The 15,930-nt window shown below is 51.7% G+C and carries 15 protein-coding genes; 5 read left to right on the forward strand and 10 right to left on the reverse strand.

The window, feature by feature from the left end:
- The first annotated feature begins 11 nt into the window (after positions 1 to 11).
- Positions 12 to 923, forward strand: coding sequence for an HTH-type transcriptional regulator ArgP (gene argP, locus UNDYM_RS17490; protein ID WP_162042174.1), 912 nt, complete (start codon positions 12 to 14; stop codon positions 921 to 923).
- Here the strand turns inward: argP and UNDYM_RS17495 are convergent.
- The 8 genes from UNDYM_RS17495 to UNDYM_RS17530 form a co-directional block, all read right to left on the reverse strand.
- Positions 904 to 2,172 (reverse strand): sensor domain-containing diguanylate cyclase, encoded by a 1,269-nt coding sequence (locus tag UNDYM_RS17495; protein WP_162042175.1) that lies wholly within the window; start codon positions 2,170 to 2,172, stop codon positions 904 to 906. The two genes, argP and UNDYM_RS17495, sit on opposite strands and share 20 nt — an antisense overlap.
- Positions 2,169 to 3,221: an ABC transporter substrate-binding protein gene (locus tag UNDYM_RS17500; protein ID WP_232063529.1), complete on the reverse strand. Its 1,053-nt coding sequence runs from the start codon at positions 3,219 to 3,221 to the stop codon at positions 2,169 to 2,171. Before UNDYM_RS17500 ends, UNDYM_RS17495 begins: the two co-directional genes overlap by 4 nt.
- A gap of 286 nt (positions 3,222 to 3,507) precedes the next feature.
- Positions 3,508 to 4,647: a pantetheine-phosphate adenylyltransferase gene (gene coaD / locus UNDYM_RS17505; protein WP_162042176.1), complete on the reverse strand. Its 1,140-nt coding sequence runs from the start codon at positions 4,645 to 4,647 to the stop codon at positions 3,508 to 3,510.
- A complete protein-coding gene (gene coaE / locus UNDYM_RS17510; RefSeq protein ID WP_162042177.1) occupies positions 4,644 to 5,285 on the reverse strand; it encodes a dephospho-CoA kinase in 642 nt (213 codons plus the stop codon). Before coaE ends, coaD begins: the two co-directional genes overlap by 4 nt.
- A 135-nt stretch (positions 5,286 to 5,420) precedes the next feature.
- Positions 5,421 to 6,830 (reverse strand): heavy metal sensor histidine kinase, encoded by a 1,410-nt coding sequence (locus tag UNDYM_RS17515; protein ID WP_162042178.1) that lies wholly within the window; start codon positions 6,828 to 6,830, stop codon positions 5,421 to 5,423.
- Entirely contained in the window at positions 6,827 to 7,498 is a 672-nt protein-coding gene (locus UNDYM_RS17520; protein ID WP_162042179.1) for a heavy metal response regulator transcription factor, read from the reverse strand. The genes UNDYM_RS17515 and UNDYM_RS17520 overlap by 4 nt, the downstream gene beginning before the upstream one ends.
- Before the next feature lie 60 nt (positions 7,499 to 7,558).
- Positions 7,559 to 8,956: a YncE family protein gene (locus tag UNDYM_RS17525; RefSeq protein WP_162042180.1), complete on the reverse strand. Its 1,398-nt coding sequence runs from the start codon at positions 8,954 to 8,956 to the stop codon at positions 7,559 to 7,561.
- An 80-nt stretch (positions 8,957 to 9,036) separates the two neighbouring features.
- Positions 9,037 to 9,504, reverse strand: a complete 468-nt coding sequence (locus tag UNDYM_RS17530; protein ID WP_162042181.1) for a DUF305 domain-containing protein — start codon at positions 9,502 to 9,504, stop codon at positions 9,037 to 9,039.
- A 440-nt stretch (positions 9,505 to 9,944) separates the two neighbouring features.
- Between UNDYM_RS17530 and groES the strand changes: the two genes are divergently transcribed.
- Entirely contained in the window at positions 9,945 to 10,235 is a 291-nt protein-coding gene (groES, locus tag UNDYM_RS17535) for a co-chaperone GroES (RefSeq protein ID WP_110257032.1), read from the forward strand.
- Between the two features lie 41 nt (positions 10,236 to 10,276).
- Positions 10,277 to 11,926, forward strand: a complete 1,650-nt coding sequence (gene groL, locus UNDYM_RS17540) for a chaperonin GroEL (RefSeq protein WP_162042182.1) — start codon at positions 10,277 to 10,279, stop codon at positions 11,924 to 11,926.
- A 119-nt stretch (positions 11,927 to 12,045) separates the two neighbouring features.
- Here the strand turns inward: groL and UNDYM_RS17545 are convergent, their stop codons facing one another.
- On the reverse strand, positions 12,046 to 12,441 hold the full coding sequence (locus UNDYM_RS17545) for a VOC family protein (RefSeq protein WP_162042183.1): 396 nt from the start codon (positions 12,439 to 12,441) through the stop codon (positions 12,046 to 12,048).
- Positions 12,442 to 12,472: 31 nt separating this feature from the next.
- The gene (locus UNDYM_RS17550) at positions 12,473 to 12,895 is read right to left on the reverse strand and encodes a 4-oxalocrotonate tautomerase (RefSeq protein WP_162042184.1); all 423 of its coding nucleotides are present in this window, start codon (positions 12,893 to 12,895) and stop codon (positions 12,473 to 12,475) included.
- A gap of 159 nt (positions 12,896 to 13,054) precedes the next feature.
- Here UNDYM_RS17550 and UNDYM_RS17555 point away from each other — a divergent pair, with 159 nt between their 5' ends.
- A complete protein-coding gene (locus UNDYM_RS17555; protein ID WP_162042185.1) occupies positions 13,055 to 13,630 on the forward strand; it encodes a TetR/AcrR family transcriptional regulator in 576 nt (191 codons plus the stop codon).
- Between the two features lie 356 nt (positions 13,631 to 13,986).
- On the forward strand, positions 13,987 to 15,903 hold the full coding sequence (locus tag UNDYM_RS17560; protein ID WP_162042186.1) for an OPT family oligopeptide transporter: 1,917 nt from the start codon (positions 13,987 to 13,989) through the stop codon (positions 15,901 to 15,903).
- Positions 15,904 to 15,930: the final 27 nt, after the last annotated feature.

A 15,930-nucleotide genomic window follows, 5' to 3' on the forward strand; every position in this document is an offset into this window, starting at 1 on the left:
ACCAATAAAACATGCAAACAAGACTAGACAGCCGCCAGTGCGAAGCCTTCCTCAGTGTCATTGACCATGGCAGCCTGGAACAGGCCGCGCAGGCCCTGAACCTGACCAGTTCGGCCATTTCCCAGCGCATCAAGGCATTGGAAATGGAACTGGGCAATACCCTGCTGGTACGCAGCCGCCCCTGCCGCGCCACGACAGCCGGGCAAAAGCTGGTACAGCACTTGCGCCGGGTGGCAGAACTTGAACAGGATTTGCAAAGCGAATTTGCCGGTCAGCAAAGTGCTGCCATCAGCATTGCCCTGGGCGTCAATGCCGACAGTCTGGATAGTTGGCTACTGCCAGCCCTGGCAGAATTTTTGATCGCTGAAAATATCTTGCTTGAAGTGCTGATCGATGACCAGGATCACACCCATGATTTATTGGAAAGCGGTATGGTGCTCGGCTGCCTCTCTGCAGAACAAAATGCCATGCGGGGTTGCCAGGCTGTGTCGCTGGGCTTCATGCGTTACCATCCGGTTGCCAGCAAAGAATACTGTCAGCGCTGGTTCCCGCAAGGGATGACACGCGAAGCTGCAAGACTGGCACCAGTGCTGACCTTCAATCGCAAAGACAAATTGCAAGCACAGATACTGCTAGAACATTTTGGGCTACAGGAACATGCCTATCCCACACACTATGTACCGGCAACAACGCCGTATAACCAGTCGATTTTACTGGGGCTGGGCTGGGGCGTAATTCCTGATGTCATGCTGAAAAATCTGGATCAGGACAAGCTGGTCAGACTTATGCCGCATCATCCTGTGGATGTGGCCCTGTACTGGCACCACTGGAAAGTACAGACGCCCCGGCTGGCACGGCTGACAAATACCCTGGTCAGGCAAGCCCGGGGGAGCCTGCAGCAAGTCAGGGGGCCAGATAAATGACGGGTGCAGCCATGGGCTGTACCTGGTTGCGTCCCTGGGACTTGGCTTTGTACAGACATTCGTCAGCACGCTGCACCATGCTTTCCATATTATCGGCCGCCTGCAATTGAGCTACCCCAAAACTGGCGGTGATGTGTAGCATGTTGCCATTGGCCAGACGTATGGTCAGTTGATGTTCGACTTTCTGACGTATTCTTTCTGCGACTTCAAGTGCAGCCAGCAGGCTGGTCTCAGGCAAGACCATGATGAACTCTTCGCCGCCGTAGCGGACTATCCAATCGACGTCAGTACGCAATTCATCGGCCAGGCATTGGGTAAAAGCAATGAGCACAGTGTCGCCTGCTGCATGCCCATACTCATCATTGATTTTCTTGAAAAAATCTATGTCGCAAAACACCAGCGACAAATGGCGCTGGTAACGTACGGCCCTCTGGATTTCTGCAGGCATGCGCTCATTGAACAAGAGGCGGTTATAACAACTGGTGAGACCATCGGTAATCGATAATTGCTTCAGGGTTTTCATCGCCGCTTCGAGCTGGCTGGTTCGCTCAGCGACCAGTGCATCCTGGTTGGCGATATGTTTTTGCAGACTGTCCTGCATGGTGTGAAAACCATCAACGACCAGGTCGATTTCGTTATATCCGTCCTCCGGTTTGCGTTTTAATTCCAGTTTGGTCGCGAGCTGGTTGGCTTGCAGGTTTTTGACAAAGTCCGCCAGTTGCCGCATCGGTTTTTCAAGATCACGACGCAATATCGCCACGACCGCCATAAAAATAAAAATCGACAGGATGATGACTTCGATAATGACGATAATAAAGCTGCGCAACAACTCCTTGCGCAAGATGGTCTTATCGACGACAAACTCTACCGTGCCCACTGTTTTGCTGGCATCTGCCGGGGCTGGGATGTTGAACTTCATGTGCTGCCCATTTCCGAGGCGATTGACATCACCACCAGTAAATTGCTGCCCGGTACTGGCCTTGATGGCCACATAAGAAATCGTTTTATTCTTCAAGATCAAATCGATTTGCTTTTGTATGGTTTGCGGCTCTATATCCCAGATGGCAACAGACAATAAAGGCAGATGCGCATGAGCCACGTCATCCACAGTCATTGTGAAGTTTTCTTCTATGGCGCGGTAATTGAGCCAGGCTTGCAGACTGCTGATACAGATCACGCACAGGATCACCCATTTGAAGACACGTCGTATCAACAAACTGGCTATCGGTTGCAGGACTTGCTTGCTCATTTGCGCTGGTCTGACTGGGTCAATAAATGCCGGAAACTGAAATCATATTTTTTGATGGCAGGGTTCAGGTATTTGCTGAACTTCCTGAAATCCACTTTTTCAAAATTCTGTGCGCCAAACAATTGCTGGTAACGCCTGGCCTCTTCTGGTGTGAACAGTATGAACATGGATCTGTTTTGCTCCAGGCCTTCATCAGCAAAGTCCTTGCCATGGTGATAGTCATATAGCATCACCAGGCCAAATGCACCGGTAATGAAATGGCCGCCAGCCAGCGCCGTGAGACTGCCTGACTCCAATGCGGTAAAAGCTTCAGCCGAGGTATTGATGGCACTGAAATGAGCATCGCGCCCTGGTTTGCCACCGCGGGCGCGCCAGCTTTCCATCGCACCAAAGCTCATCAAATCATTCCCGGCCCAGATCAACCTGGTCTGGGGATAGCGCTGATACAACCAGATACTCTGCTCCTGTGCCTTGGCACGGTTCCACTCACCATAGACGACCTGATCCAGTACCACATTCGCTTCTACAACAGCCTTGCGCATACCTTCAGTGCGTTTATACGATGTCGCCGTGGATCTGTCCCCGGCGATTGCCAGCATGTGCAATTTGCCATCAGAACTGAGCATTTTGTCTGTCTTGCCACGTTGTATCAGCGCGCGTGCGGTCAGGTAACCAGCATCTTCTGCCTGCGGTTCCAGTACACCCAGCCAGCCCTTGTAAAACTGACGTGGTATACCGGTTTTTTCCCTGTCACCGCCATCATTGATACCGCTATAGGCAAAAAAAGTCTTGATGTTTGCGGCATCCAGTATGCGCAGTGCTTCGGCACCGACAGCATAATCATTCGACAAGATCACATAATCAGGCCGCTTGCCAGCCGGACGTGCCGCAATCTGCTTCGCATATTCCAGGGTTTTTAAATGATCGCGTTCAGAATAAATGACTTCGAGATGGATGCCCAGGCTGCGGGCGGCAGCCGACATACCGTTGCTGGCGGTGACCCAGTAGATTTCATCGGATTTACCCGGATTGAGAAAGGTGACGGTCATAGCCATAACCACACAAGGCATGAACAAGGCCATGCAGGCGCACAAGCAAACAACCAAACGATAAATCCACATTCCTGCCTCCGCGCATCCTGTCATGTAAGAACTGCAAATGATGACGGGATCAGTGCCTGTCTCGCATTCTCCCAAGTTCACGGAGAACCGACAGTTTTTACTCAGCTTCTATTCTCGCGGTTTTCTTGAGTAAAAAGTTGCTCATTCACAAAAAATCACATTTATGTGAATGAGCGGATTTGCCAGGGCTACGAATGTGCCCCTGAGAAAAAGACTATTTCAACAAGGCTTTTTCGCGCCTGATATTCACCAGCGCCTGGCTGGTGTAGAGCTCAGAAAACCAGGTATCTGCAAACAAATTACCTGCGACAGCCTGTGTCTCAAAATGGCTCAATACACGCGCCCTGCCCGCCTGGTAAGCAGCATCATCGACGTCACTGTATTCAAGTCGCACAGTTGATGCATAGGCATCATAAGTATCCGCGGCCTGGCCCAGTATCGCCAGATCAACACCGAGCATGGCATCTTTCAAGGGGTGGCTCAGGCCTGCACTCTGGAAGTGATCTGTCACCCGTATCAGGTCAGCCACCTCCTGCGCATGCTCTGATCCCAGACTGGCATCCAGCCACAGCCTGGCACTTTGCTCTTCATTCGACAGACCAGCATGCTTGCCAACAGAGCCGCCATAGACTGCGTCATGGAACCAGAAGGCTTTTTTCAATATTGCTACGTCGGCCTTGCTGGCACCCGTATTGCTCGCCCAGGCAGAAATTTCACTCAGGCCATGCACCAGGTGATCAAGATTATGATAAGTCCGGCGTGCTGCGCCATAGGCCTCATCACCAGTCAGATAATCAAACCAGTGGTCCAGTTTGCTAGCCTCAACACCAGCCCCCTCCCAGAGTTTTTGCCAGTCTGTACGCAGCCAGCTTTTGATCCAGGCGATATAAGCGGGCATGGGCATGAATTTTTTTACCGTCCAGTGCCAGCCCACTGGCCCCTGCAAGGCCCGCACGAAACTGGAACTGACCGAGCCAAGATCACGCGGTGGCATGACAAAAATAGTCTTGGCACCATCAAGCACATCGACATTGGTTTGCTGTATCAGGTTTTCATAATCAAAGTCTGAAGTATTGCGTATGCCGCGCACCAGATACTCAATACCGTGGCGCTTGGCGGCGCGGGCCGTGTAATCACCCTTGACGATGACGACACTGACATTGTTCCAGCCGCATTCAGCCACGCTGCGCTCAATAATGTCCTTGCGTTCGATCGCATCGAACTGCGGTTTCTTGACCGGGTTTTCAGAAATAAAAACCACGACTTCATCTGCCAAAGCGCGGGCCTCTTGTATCACCCATAAATGACCATTGGTGATCGGGTCCAGAGTGCCAGAGAATGCGATTTTTTTCATTGTGTGCTCCAGTGCGACATAAAAGTAAGGTGTTGCTGCAAGACTGCCTGTTCCAGCTCCATGATGCTGCCCTGATTGATGATCTCGGCATCGGCGTATTCCCGGTACTGATCCAATGTGGCCTGCATATTGAAAACCTGCGTGATATCAGTTTCAGTCCAGTCAGGGTTATGCTGACGCACGCGTCGCAGACGAATTTGGGGATCAGCATGCACCAGCAAAGCGCTATCGTACATGAAGCCGCCAGGTTCATCAGGCAAGAGCGCGGTTTCCCAGATCACATACGGTGCAGTTTGCTGCACAGTCCATTGCCGTATTGCTGCCAACACATGCGGTTTCAACAGGCACAGCAAGCGACGGTTGGCATATGCATCATGCGTCAGCACCGTGCGCAAGCTGCCACGCCGCAAACAGCCATCTTCTGTCAGTAATTGCGGCAACTCCTGTGCAATCTGCTCCATTACAGGATGTTGCGGGTCCTGGTGTATTGCCCTGGCAAGCAGATCAGCCTCACTAACAGGCACGCCCAGTTGCTGGAAACTCCTGGCTGCGCACGATTTGCCACTGCCCATGGGACCGGTCAGCAAGACCACGCGAACGGGTAAATGTTTGGCAAAGATGTCAGTAGGAGCTTGCATGTGAGCTGCTTTCAATATTTGGTTAATCAACCAATATTTGAAGCTTAATCCAGCAAAGCCCGAAATGCAAGTAATTTTGGTTAATTAACCAAATTAAATGTTAAGAAAAATTTAATGCTGGATGACTCGCCTGTTTTACCCAGGGAAAAACAAATCCAAAGCAATAGCCTGCTCAGCTTTGTTATAACTGGCACTGACATGTCCGCCATGCAAATCGACGATAGCCTTGACGATGGACAAGCCCAGGCCATTTGATTCTGTATGGCTGCTGCGAGCGCTGTCGCCGCGGTAAAAGCGGTCAAACATTTTGTCCAGTTGCAGCGGCTCAATGGCAGCACATTGATTCACGATGCTAATGCTCACACCTTCGGTGCTAGCGATGGCTTTCACCTGTATCACCGTCCCGGCTTGCCCATGCCGTATGGCGTTGATGAACAGATTACTCAGTGCCCTCTGCAGCATCAGGGGATTGGCATAGACCATGCCATCAATACCACCAACATCAACAGCAAAATGCATGTCGCGCTCTTGTGCCAGGATGTCGAAATAATCAATCAGCTTGCCCATCTCTGCTGCCATTGATAGCGGCTCTTTTTCAACCACAAAACCTGCATGATCGATATGAGCGAGAAACAGGATGTTTTCGATGATGCGCGCCAGCCGGGCATATTCTTCGAGATTGGATTCAAGCAGGCTTTCATACTCCTCCAGCTCCCTGGCTTGCGCGAGTGCCACCTGGGTCTGGCCCATCAGAATATTGACGGGTGTGCGCAATTCATGCGCGAGGTCTGATGAGAATTGTGACAGTTGCCGGAAGCCAGCTTCCAGCCTGTCCAGCATGTCATTGCAGGCCAGGGCCAGCTTGTGCAAGTCTGGCGGCATGTCTGTTGCTGACAAGCGCAAGGACAGGTTTTTAGGGCTGATCTGCCCGGCCTGACGGCTCATCGTCGCGACAGGCAAGAGGCCGCGTCGCAAGATCAGGTAACTCAACACGCTGGTCAGTAACACCGTCAATGCAACTGCGGCAATCACGCGCAAGAGGTAAGTTGACAGCACACCAGATTCTTGCGTCATCACATAGGCGGCAATGATTTCCACCTTGTCTTTATGGTCACCCACTTCTGCGAGGGCAGCGACCCAGCGTACCCGCACACCATCATCGCGCTTACCTTCTCGCAAGGCCTCCAGCGTCAGTGGCACGCCGAGCTCAACCGGCTTCATCGCAGGCGGTGACATCGCCCCGGGATTGACGTTGATGAAGGGTGTATCACCAAGCCTGCGAAAAATACGCACATCCTGCTCATTACCTAGCATGCTTTCAAACAGGGTCGGGTGTGCTTCCATCTGCTGGATATTGTAGAGATCACGGAACAGGGTACGGAAGTGTTCTACCCTGCCTATCAGGGTATAGTCGGCACGCTGCTCCAGAGCCTGCCTGGCCGAGGTATATAAATACATGCCCAGACTGCTCATGATGACAAAAACCAGCACAGAAAACAGCGTGGTCGCACGCCGGGTCAGGCTCCATGCATGCCAGAAGTTCATGGATTTTCCGCAAACATATAACCCACGCCACGTACGGTGTGGATGAGTTTTTTCTCAAACGGCGCATCCAGCTTGGCGCGCAGGCGTTTAACGGCAACATCAACGACATTGGTATCACTGTCAAAATTCATGTCCCATACCTGGGATGCGATGATAGTGCGCGACAATGCCTCACCCTGATGCTTGATCAGCAGATGCAGCAGCATGAACTCTTTACTGGTCAAGGCTATGGGTAAATTTTGACGGGTGATTTTATGACGCACGGTATCAAGCTGCAGGTCGGCGACCTGATAGATGTCGGCATCACGCCTGACGCCACGGCGCAACAGGGTACGGATGCGAAGCACCAGCTCAGTAAAAGAAAAAGGTTTGACCAGGTAATCATCGGCGCCCAGTTGCAGGCCGCGTATCCTGTCATCGACATGGTCGCGCGCAGTCAGGAAAATCACAGGCATGTCCTGCTTGCTGCGCAGCGATTGCATCACTGTCCAGCCATCCAGGCCGGGCATCATGACATCAAGAATGACCAGTTCATAGCTTTGCTCCATCGCCAGATGCAGGCCATCAATGCCATTCCTGGCAAGATCAACGGCGTAACCTGATTCGCGCAAACCCTTCTTCAGGTAGTCGCCGGTTTTCTGATCATCTTCTATGACTAGTATGGTCATCCGTATCCTGTGTGCATGACGCGTTGATGGCCAGATTCTAACATCCGGCCATCGTCTGGACTAATTTGTGCTCACCATGACAGCCTGCTCTGCACTCACTGCCTTGTTGCCTTCCATGATGATCAGACGCTGGGTTTTGATGCTGGCGTCTGCCTTTACCGCCTCCCTGACGGGGCCTATCATGGTCGAATTGGTCGCCCCTTTGACATCGGTTTTCAAGCGCCCGAGCACGGTACCCTGCCCTTCCAGATAAACCGTATATACAGTTTCTGGCTTGAGCTTGAACAAAGCCACTTCCAGCGCATCGACTATACCCAGATTACGCAAGACGACAAAGCCCCTGCCCTCACCAATCACGGGTTTCAAACCTATGTTCACCGGTTCATTATTGCTGCGCGGGACCAGATTCGCAGTGCCATTGGCACCATCGCCGCTCTCTACCACGTTAGACACATACACCAGCGCTTGCGGGGCCTGGCCACCAGCCATGTGGGCGATGACTTTATTGCTGGCGGTATCAATGACATCAACGCCATCACCATTCTCCAGCCCGACATACATGCGGCTGTGATCGTCCGACGCCCAGATGCCATGTGGCAAGGCTCCGGTTGCAATGCTGGCAAGCAGTCTGGGTACTTTGTCTGTTGTGAATACCTTGACGACATTCTCACCACCTATGGTCACATAAGCCAGGGTCTGACCTCGGAAGTTGGCAAAAGCCAGGTGATTGGAAATAAAGCCGGCATCAAACACGCCGATCACTTCCAGCGTTTTTGTGTCGATGCGGGTGACCTTGCCGACGTCTTTGTGCGTCATCCACACTTCACTAAAGTCTGGCGTAAATTGCAAAAATGGCGAGAACGGGCTGACCACCTTGATACGCTTGATGACTTCATGCGTAGCTACATCAATCACATCGACCATGGGCGTGAAGCTCGACACCACAAACGCCAGCTTGCCAGCAGGATGGAATTGCACCATGCCCGGCCCCAGGTCAGTCTGTATACGCCGGGTTTCTTTGAACGTAACAGGGTCTATGACCGAGATATAGTCTTCACCACGCACAACCACCCAGACCTCTTTACCATCTGCCGTGAAAAAACCTTCATGCGGCGAACGGCCCACATAAGTCGTGCCCTTGACCTTGTTGGTGGCCGTATCAATAAATACTACCGAGTTGGAACCATTGGATATCGCCAGCAAGGTTTTATGGTCTGGCGAAAACCCCATGCCGTGCACATTGATCTGCCCCTTGTACAAGGGCGACAAGACATCAGGACGCGGATTACCGAGCCTGATCTGCCCGACCAGGGTATTGCTGGCGGGGTTGAATACCGAGATGGTATTGCTGTTCTGGTCTGCCGTATATACCCGGTCACGCGCCGAAGGCAAGGCCCAGGCTGTGTGTGCGATAAGAGTGCTTGCCGCAATCAATGCGAGCGCTGATTTATTTTTCATGATGATTTTTTTGAAGTGAGAGGAATAACCCAGGTTTTAAACTCTGGCGGAGTAACGACTGAGTGACTAATGAGCAAGAACTATTTGCCGGCAGCCTGAAGGTGCTGCTGCAACCAGAGCTGCATGAGTTTGATTTCGTTTTGCTGCTCAGCGATGATGCCCAGTGCCAGGTTCCTGACGGCCGGGTCCTTGGTATACAGTAAAACCGCCTTGGCCATATCGACGGCACCCTGGTGATGAGGAATCATCATGCTCATAAAGTCATGCTCACTCTGACCATTCATGGGCGCACACTTCATGCCTTCATCCATGACCTGCATGGCATCATCCATCAACGCTGCGAAGGGCTTCGCCGTGGTTGCCATGAAAACTGGCTTGCTGCCATCAACTTTATCCGCAGCACAAGCCGCAGCGGGACCATGATGATGTTCATGCGCCATTGCTGGTGAAAAACACAACACCAGACTGACACCCACACCAGCACATAAAACTTTGAGCGAGCTACCCTCACCCCGGCCAAAACCTGAAAGGACACCACCTTTTACCATCATCCTGCTCCTTGAAATTTCCATGATTTGTATAAACACAAGCCGCAAACCCGTGAGCGACGATGGAAAGTGTAGAAGTCCTGCCAGGACAGAGAGGTGACAGTCAGATGACAGTTTTGTCAGAAAGAGATGGGAAATCTTTCAAAATAGGCAATTCGAACCCAATAAATGAGCAGAAATCAATTTCCAAAAGGAAATAAAAATACAATTATTTTGTGAGACCATAGTTCAAAAACATGAAAATCATCACAAAATCAAGTAGATAAAAACTGCCAAACCCTTGATTATTAAAGAAATATTAGTTTATCCCTTTTTTAGCTCTTGAAAAGCCCAACCCCCGCCCATATACTTAGCACTCGTTGGGAGAGAGTGCTAACAAAGTCTTTCCCCAGCTTAATTGAATTCCAATAGTAATTACTTGCAAATTTAAAGGAGCTAGTATGAACCTTCGTCCCCTGCACGATCGCCTGATCGTGAAACGCCTGGATCAAGAAACAAAAACCGCATCCGGTATCGTTCTGCCTGACGCTGCTGCTGAAAAGCCAGATCAAGGTGAAGTACTGGCTGTTGGTCCTGGCAAATTGCTGGACAACGGTACAGTTCGCGCCCTGGACGTTAAAGTTGGCGACCGCGTTTTGTTCGGTAAATATTCTGGTCAGGCTGTCAAAGTTGACGGCAACGAAGTTCTGGTGATGCGTGAAGAAGATATCTTCGCGGTCGTACAGAAGTAATCGACATCCACGATATCAATTAAAGAATTCGGAGAATTAATATGGCAGCTAAACAAGTAATTTTTGGCGATGACGCACGTGCGAAGATCGTTAATGGCGTCAACATCCTGGCGAACGCAGTTAAAGTAACTCTGGGCCCTAAAGGCCGTAACGTTGTTCTGGAACGCTCTTTCGGCGCGCCTACAGTCACCAAAGACGGTGTCTCTGTAGCTAAAGAAATCGAACTGAAAGACAAGCTGGAAAACATGGGTGCACAACTGGTGAAAGAAGTGGCTTCCCGCACTTCTGACAACGCTGGTGATGGTACAACGACAGCGACAGTTCTGGCACAAGCCATCGTTCGCGAAGGTTTCAAATATGTAGCAGCTGGCTTCAACCCAACTGACCTGAAACGCGGTATCGACAAAGCGGTTACAGCCATCGTTGCTGAAATCAAAACGCTGTCCAAGCCAACAACAACCAACAAAGAAATCGCTCAAGTTGGTTCCATCTCTGCCAACTCCGATGCCAACATCGGCGACATCATTGCCAAAGCAATGGACAAAGTCGGCAAAGAAGGCGTGATCACTGTTGAAGACGGCAAATCCCTGGACAACGAACTCGACATCGTTGAAGGTATGCAGTTTGACCGTGGCTACCTGTCACCTTACTTCATCAACAATCCAGAAAAACAATCCGTTATCCTGGAAAACCCGTTCATCCTGTTGTTCGACAAAAAAATCTCGAACATCCGTGACCTGCTGCCAGTATTGGAACAAGTTGCAAAATCCGGCCGCCCACTGCTGATCATCGCTGAAGATGTCGATGGCGAAGCGCTGGCAACCCTGGTTGTGAACAACATCCGTGGCATCCTGAAAACTGCTGCTGTTAAAGCTCCAGGCTTCGGTGACCGTCGCAAAGCCATGCTGGAAGACATCGCTATCCTGACCGGTGGTCAAGTGATTGCTGAAGAAGTTGGCCTGACACTGGAAAAAGCGACTCTGGCTGATCTGGGCCAAGCCAAACGCATCGAAATCGGTAAAGAAAACACCACCGTTATCGATGGCGCTGGCCAGGCTACTGGTATCGAAGCACGCGTTAAACAAATCCGCGCGCAAATCGAAGAAGCAACTTCTGACTACGACCGTGAAAAACTGCAAGAACGCGTTGCCAAACTGGCAGGCGGCGTTGCTGTGATCAAGGTTGGTGCTGCAACTGAAGTTGAAATGAAAGAGAAAAAAGCACGCGTTGAAGATGCTCTGCACGCAACTCGCGCTGCCGTAGAAGAAGGCGTTGTTCCTGGCGGTGGCGTTGCCCTGCTGCGCGCACGTCAAGCTGCTGGCGAAATCAAAGGCGACAATCCAGATCAAGAAGCAGGTATCAAACTGGTTCTGAAAGCGATCGAAGCACCTCTGCGTGAAATCGTTGCTAACGCCGGTGGCGAACCTAGCGTTGTTGTTAACGCCATCATCAATGGCAAAGGCAACTACGGTTTCAATGCTGCCAATGACACATACGGCGACATGATAGAAATGGGTATCCTGGACCCAGCTAAAGTAACTCGCTCTGCATTGCAAAATGCAGCATCTGTTGCTGGCCTGATCCTGACTACTGACGCTCTGGTTGCTGAATTGTCTGAAGACAAGCCATCTATGGGTGGTGGTGATATGGGTGGTATGGGCGGTATGGGTGGTATGGGCGGCATGATGTAATAGCTGCTTCGCTGCTCTCTGTGATCTAACCGAGAGTCGCATTGCTCAAAACCCCGCAACTTGCGTTGCGGGGTTTTTTATTACCCCTCACGATTTATCCACTTCGGCAACACCCTCATTCATGCAGCGCAGTTGAACATCCACTGGACGCCGAACTGGTCAGTCAGCTTGCCAAAATAATCCCCCCAGATTTGCACAGCCAGCGGCGTCGTCACATTTGCCCCCTGACTCATGAGTGCAAACAGCTGATCGGTTTGCGCACGGCTATCCATCATCAGTATGTGGGCAGAACCGCGCATAGGCTCTGCATCATCATTGTCTGAGGCATAGAAAAGTACGCCCGGCCCCTCGAATCTGGCATGCATGATCTTGCCGCGCATGGCCTCGTTCTTCATCGGCATCTTGCCCTCACCATGACGCAGGATATCGGTCACCCTGCCCAGGCCGCACTGCGTATAAAAATCCAGGGCCTGTTCGCATTGCGTCGTAAAAAACAGATAATTTGATTGCTGCATAGTGCTGACTCCTGACCCGGTAAGGTTTGCGTCAATGAAAACCTTGCTGCACGGCCTCTCCCATCTCTGCATTGGAATAGGCCTTGCCCGCAATACCCCAGGTACCATCAACTGCATAAGTCACGTTGACATACGTCCTTTCGCGCGGATGCGTACCCTGCTTGAGCCTGTCTATGATGTCCGTAACCTCGCTGACAAAGGCCTGCTTGACCTCGGCGGTAGGGAAAGTGACCGAGGGAACCTTCACTTCGACAACCGCCAGCGACTGGTGCTTGCCACCGGCATAGCTGCGCGCCTCCGGGCTGACGCTCAGATGGCCGACGACGTTAGGCGTCATGAACTTGTTGCCAGTCAAGCCATGCACGCGTAGCAAGGCGTCTGCAACGAGAGGCAGCACTTCACGCTCCCCCGCAAGAGTTAGAAGGTCTGTAGTAACTTGAACTGAGATAGGCATAGCTTAACTCCTTGATCAAAATGGATGTCCGAGTCAAAGACCAGGCCTTGACTCCCGCATCACGAGCGTTATATAACGGTCGTGATGTGACGCATGATTACATAACGATCGTTATCTTGTAAAGTTTTAAATAGCATTTTTTTTATGGAGATTTTTTACATGGCACACCGGGCGGGACAAAAAGAAGAAAGCAAGGCAAAGATACTTAAAAGCGCAGGCCGTGGATTTCGCAGCCGGGGGTTTGGTGGTTCTGGCGTTGATGGGCTGGCAAAAGATGCCGCAGTAACATCGGGGGCTTTCTATGCCCATTTCAAGTCGAAGGCAGACGCTTTCCGTGAGGCAGTGGTCGCCGGACTGGAAGACCTGAAGCTGGGAGTCAGCCAGGCGCGCGAGCAACTGGGAAGTGGCTGGCGCACGGCATTTATTGATTTTTACCTCGGGGAGCGCCGCACTTGCGACCTGGCCGATAGCTGCGCATTGCAAAGCCTGTCGCCTGAAGTAGCGCGGGCAGAGGAAAAGACGCGACAAGCATATGAAACCGAGTTGCTGGCAATCATAGAAACAGTGGCTGCAGGCCTGGATGGACAAGCTGATACCAAACGCGAAGATGCAACTGCCTTGCTGGCACTGCTGGTTGGTGGCGTCACCCTTGCCAGGGCTGTCAATGATCCTGCCATCAGCAAGGACATTGCTACGGCAGTTCGCAAGGCAGCATTGGATTTGAACAGCCACTGATGCCCTGAATTTGCATGCCAGGAATTCTGCCCCGGTCACGCTAACCGTGACAATTCTGGGCAGGTGCCGTCACGCGTTGATGCCAATTTCGCTATAAATCAAATAGAACAACAGCAAAATCCTTTTTTTCAACAAGCACGCTTGACAGAAAACATCTGTCGCTTGGATACTGCCGCACCTGAAAGAAAATTTTCATATTTCCGGCTTCGTGTTTCATATTTGCAATGATCTTGCGTATGCATCAACAAGCCGGGCATCATCATCAAGCAAGACAACCGCTTTGGAGAAAATATGGCGCTGCAACAATTAAGCGATGAGCAAATACGAACCTGGACCCGCGCCCAAAAGGACGAGTGGTGGTTCGCCAATATTTACCGGGGGACATGGCGCAGTTAACCATACGCTCGGCATTCACTGGCTTTTTGCTTGGCGGCATATTGTCTGCAACTGCTTTATATATCGGTGCCAAAACCGGTATCACCATAGGCGTGGGCCTGACCTCCGTCATTCTGGCTTTTGCGATTTTCAAGATACTCGCGAACCTGGGGCTGGCCAAGGACTTCACTATCCTTGAAAACAACTGCACCCAATCCATCGCCACAGCGGCTGGCTACATGACCATGCCACTCAATACCGTGCTGTCAGCCTATATGCTGATCAGCGGTACGGTAGTCAGTTGGTGGCATCTGGTGGTGTGGATGAGTATCTGCTCCATCCTGGGTGTGCTGGTGGCTTTCCCGATGAAGCGCCGTTTCATCAATGAAGATCAACTGCCCTTCCCTGAGGGCCGTGCCTGTGGCGTCGTGCTGGATGCCGTCTATACCGGCGAAGCAGCCAGCGGCATGTACAAGGCGCGCCTGATGGCTTTTTCTGCGATGTGGACGGCAATCTATCAAATGATCACCAGTGATGGCTGGATGAAATTGATACAGTTCAAAATCCTGCGCATGGATAAATGGGCGGGCATGACTGAAGCCTGGCACTTCCAGGAGCGGGTTGATTCTTACTATTACGCTGCTGCCGTCAAATATGACATGCTGATCCCCAAAATCCTGGGTACAGATTTCCGTGCACTGGGTCTGCGCTTTACTCTTGATGCAGCCATGCTGGGCGTCGGTGGCCTGATGGGTATACGCGTCGCCAGCAGCGTTTTGCTCGGTACCATTATCAACTTCGTATTCCTGGCACCGTGGATGATACAGCGTGGCGACATCGTCGAACGCATCGCCCCTAGCGGTAAACTGGTTCCAATTTCCCGTACCGAGATCGTCAACCAATGGGGTCTGTGGTGGGCGGTTTCCATGATGGTAGTGGCATCTTTCATCAGCCTGGCAGCCAAACCAGAATTATTCACCAGCCTGTTCAAAAAATCTGATACCAAGAAAGTCGCAGACCAGACCAGCACTGTGCTTGATCATATTGAAGTACCGCTGATCATCTCTTACATAGGTATCCCTGTATTCAGTATCCTGGCTGCCTGGACCACGCATGAATTCTTTGGCGTGCCATGGCTGATGTCCATCATCACCCTGCCGCTGGTATTCATCCTGACCATCATCTGCGCCAATGCGATGGCCCTGACTTCATGGACACCGACAGGCACACTGTCAAAAATCACCCAGTTCAGCATGGGCGCGATCGACAGCACCAACCCAGCCAACAACCTGATACCTGCAGGCATGACGGCAGAAGTGGCATCGAATGCATCCAACCTGTTGTCTGATATCAAACCTGGCTATATGCTGGGTGCAAAACCAAGGCAGCAGGCGATAGGCCATATCATAGGCATCTTCTCGGGCGCGCTGGCTTGCGTACCGCTGTACTTCCTGCTGTTCTTGCCGCCAGATGCTGACGGCATACGCTCCACTGCCACTATCGTATCCGACAAATTTGCCTTCCCTGGCGCGATGCAATGGAAAGGCGTGGCCGAGCTGATCGCCAAAGGCTTCAGCAGCCTGCCAGCATCTGCCATCACCGGCATCATCGTGGCAGCAGTAGCAGCTACCATCATAGAAATTGCCCGTATCATCACCAAGGGCCGCTTCCCGCTGTCAGCTGTCTCCATCGGTCTGGGTGTCATCCTGCCACCAGAATCCTGCCTGGCAATGTGGATAGGCGCAGCCATATTCTGGTGGATGGGCCGCAAGAACAGCACGCCTGGCAGCAAAGGCCATGATTTCTGGGTAGAAGGGTGCGAACCTATCTGCGCTGGCCTGATCTCTGGTGCCGCTTTGATCGGTATCGGCAATGCGATTATCAATGTGCTGATCTGATCCTGCGTTGATGCTCATTGACATTAT

The sequence above is a fragment of the Undibacterium sp. YM2 genome (assembly GCF_009937975.1).
GTDB lineage: Bacteria > Pseudomonadota > Gammaproteobacteria > Burkholderiales > Burkholderiaceae_D > Undibacterium.

What these genes read in the sequence shown, in the direction of transcription:
- argP (WP_162042174.1), top strand. Translation starts at nt 12, where the DNA reads ATGCAAACAAGACTAGACAGCCGCCAGTGCGAAGCCTTCCTCAGTGTC.
- UNDYM_RS17495 (WP_162042175.1), bottom strand. Translation starts at nt 2,172, where the DNA reads ATGAGCAAGCAAGTCCTGCAACCGATAGCCAGTTTGTTGATACGACGT.
- UNDYM_RS17500 (WP_232063529.1), bottom strand. Translation starts at nt 3,221, where the DNA reads ATGACCGTCACCTTTCTCAATCCGGGTAAATCCGATGAAATCTACTGG.
- coaD (WP_162042176.1), bottom strand. Translation starts at nt 4,647, where the DNA reads ATGAAAAAAATCGCATTCTCTGGCACTCTGGACCCGATCACCAATGGT.
- coaE (WP_162042177.1), bottom strand. Translation starts at nt 5,285, where the DNA reads ATGCAAGCTCCTACTGACATCTTTGCCAAACATTTACCCGTTCGCGTG.
- UNDYM_RS17515 (WP_162042178.1), bottom strand. Translation starts at nt 6,830, where the DNA reads ATGAACTTCTGGCATGCATGGAGCCTGACCCGGCGTGCGACCACGCTG.
- UNDYM_RS17520 (WP_162042179.1), bottom strand. Translation starts at nt 7,498, where the DNA reads ATGACCATACTAGTCATAGAAGATGATCAGAAAACCGGCGACTACCTG.
- UNDYM_RS17525 (WP_162042180.1), bottom strand. Translation starts at nt 8,956, where the DNA reads ATGAAAAATAAATCAGCGCTCGCATTGATTGCGGCAAGCACTCTTATC.
- UNDYM_RS17530 (WP_162042181.1), bottom strand. Translation starts at nt 9,504, where the DNA reads ATGGTAAAAGGTGGTGTCCTTTCAGGTTTTGGCCGGGGTGAGGGTAGC.
- groES (WP_110257032.1), top strand. Translation starts at nt 9,945, where the DNA reads ATGAACCTTCGTCCCCTGCACGATCGCCTGATCGTGAAACGCCTGGAT.
- groL (WP_162042182.1), top strand. Translation starts at nt 10,277, where the DNA reads ATGGCAGCTAAACAAGTAATTTTTGGCGATGACGCACGTGCGAAGATC.
- UNDYM_RS17545 (WP_162042183.1), bottom strand. Translation starts at nt 12,441, where the DNA reads ATGCAGCAATCAAATTATCTGTTTTTTACGACGCAATGCGAACAGGCC.
- UNDYM_RS17550 (WP_162042184.1), bottom strand. Translation starts at nt 12,895, where the DNA reads ATGCCTATCTCAGTTCAAGTTACTACAGACCTTCTAACTCTTGCGGGG.
- UNDYM_RS17555 (WP_162042185.1), top strand. Translation starts at nt 13,055, where the DNA reads ATGGCACACCGGGCGGGACAAAAAGAAGAAAGCAAGGCAAAGATACTT.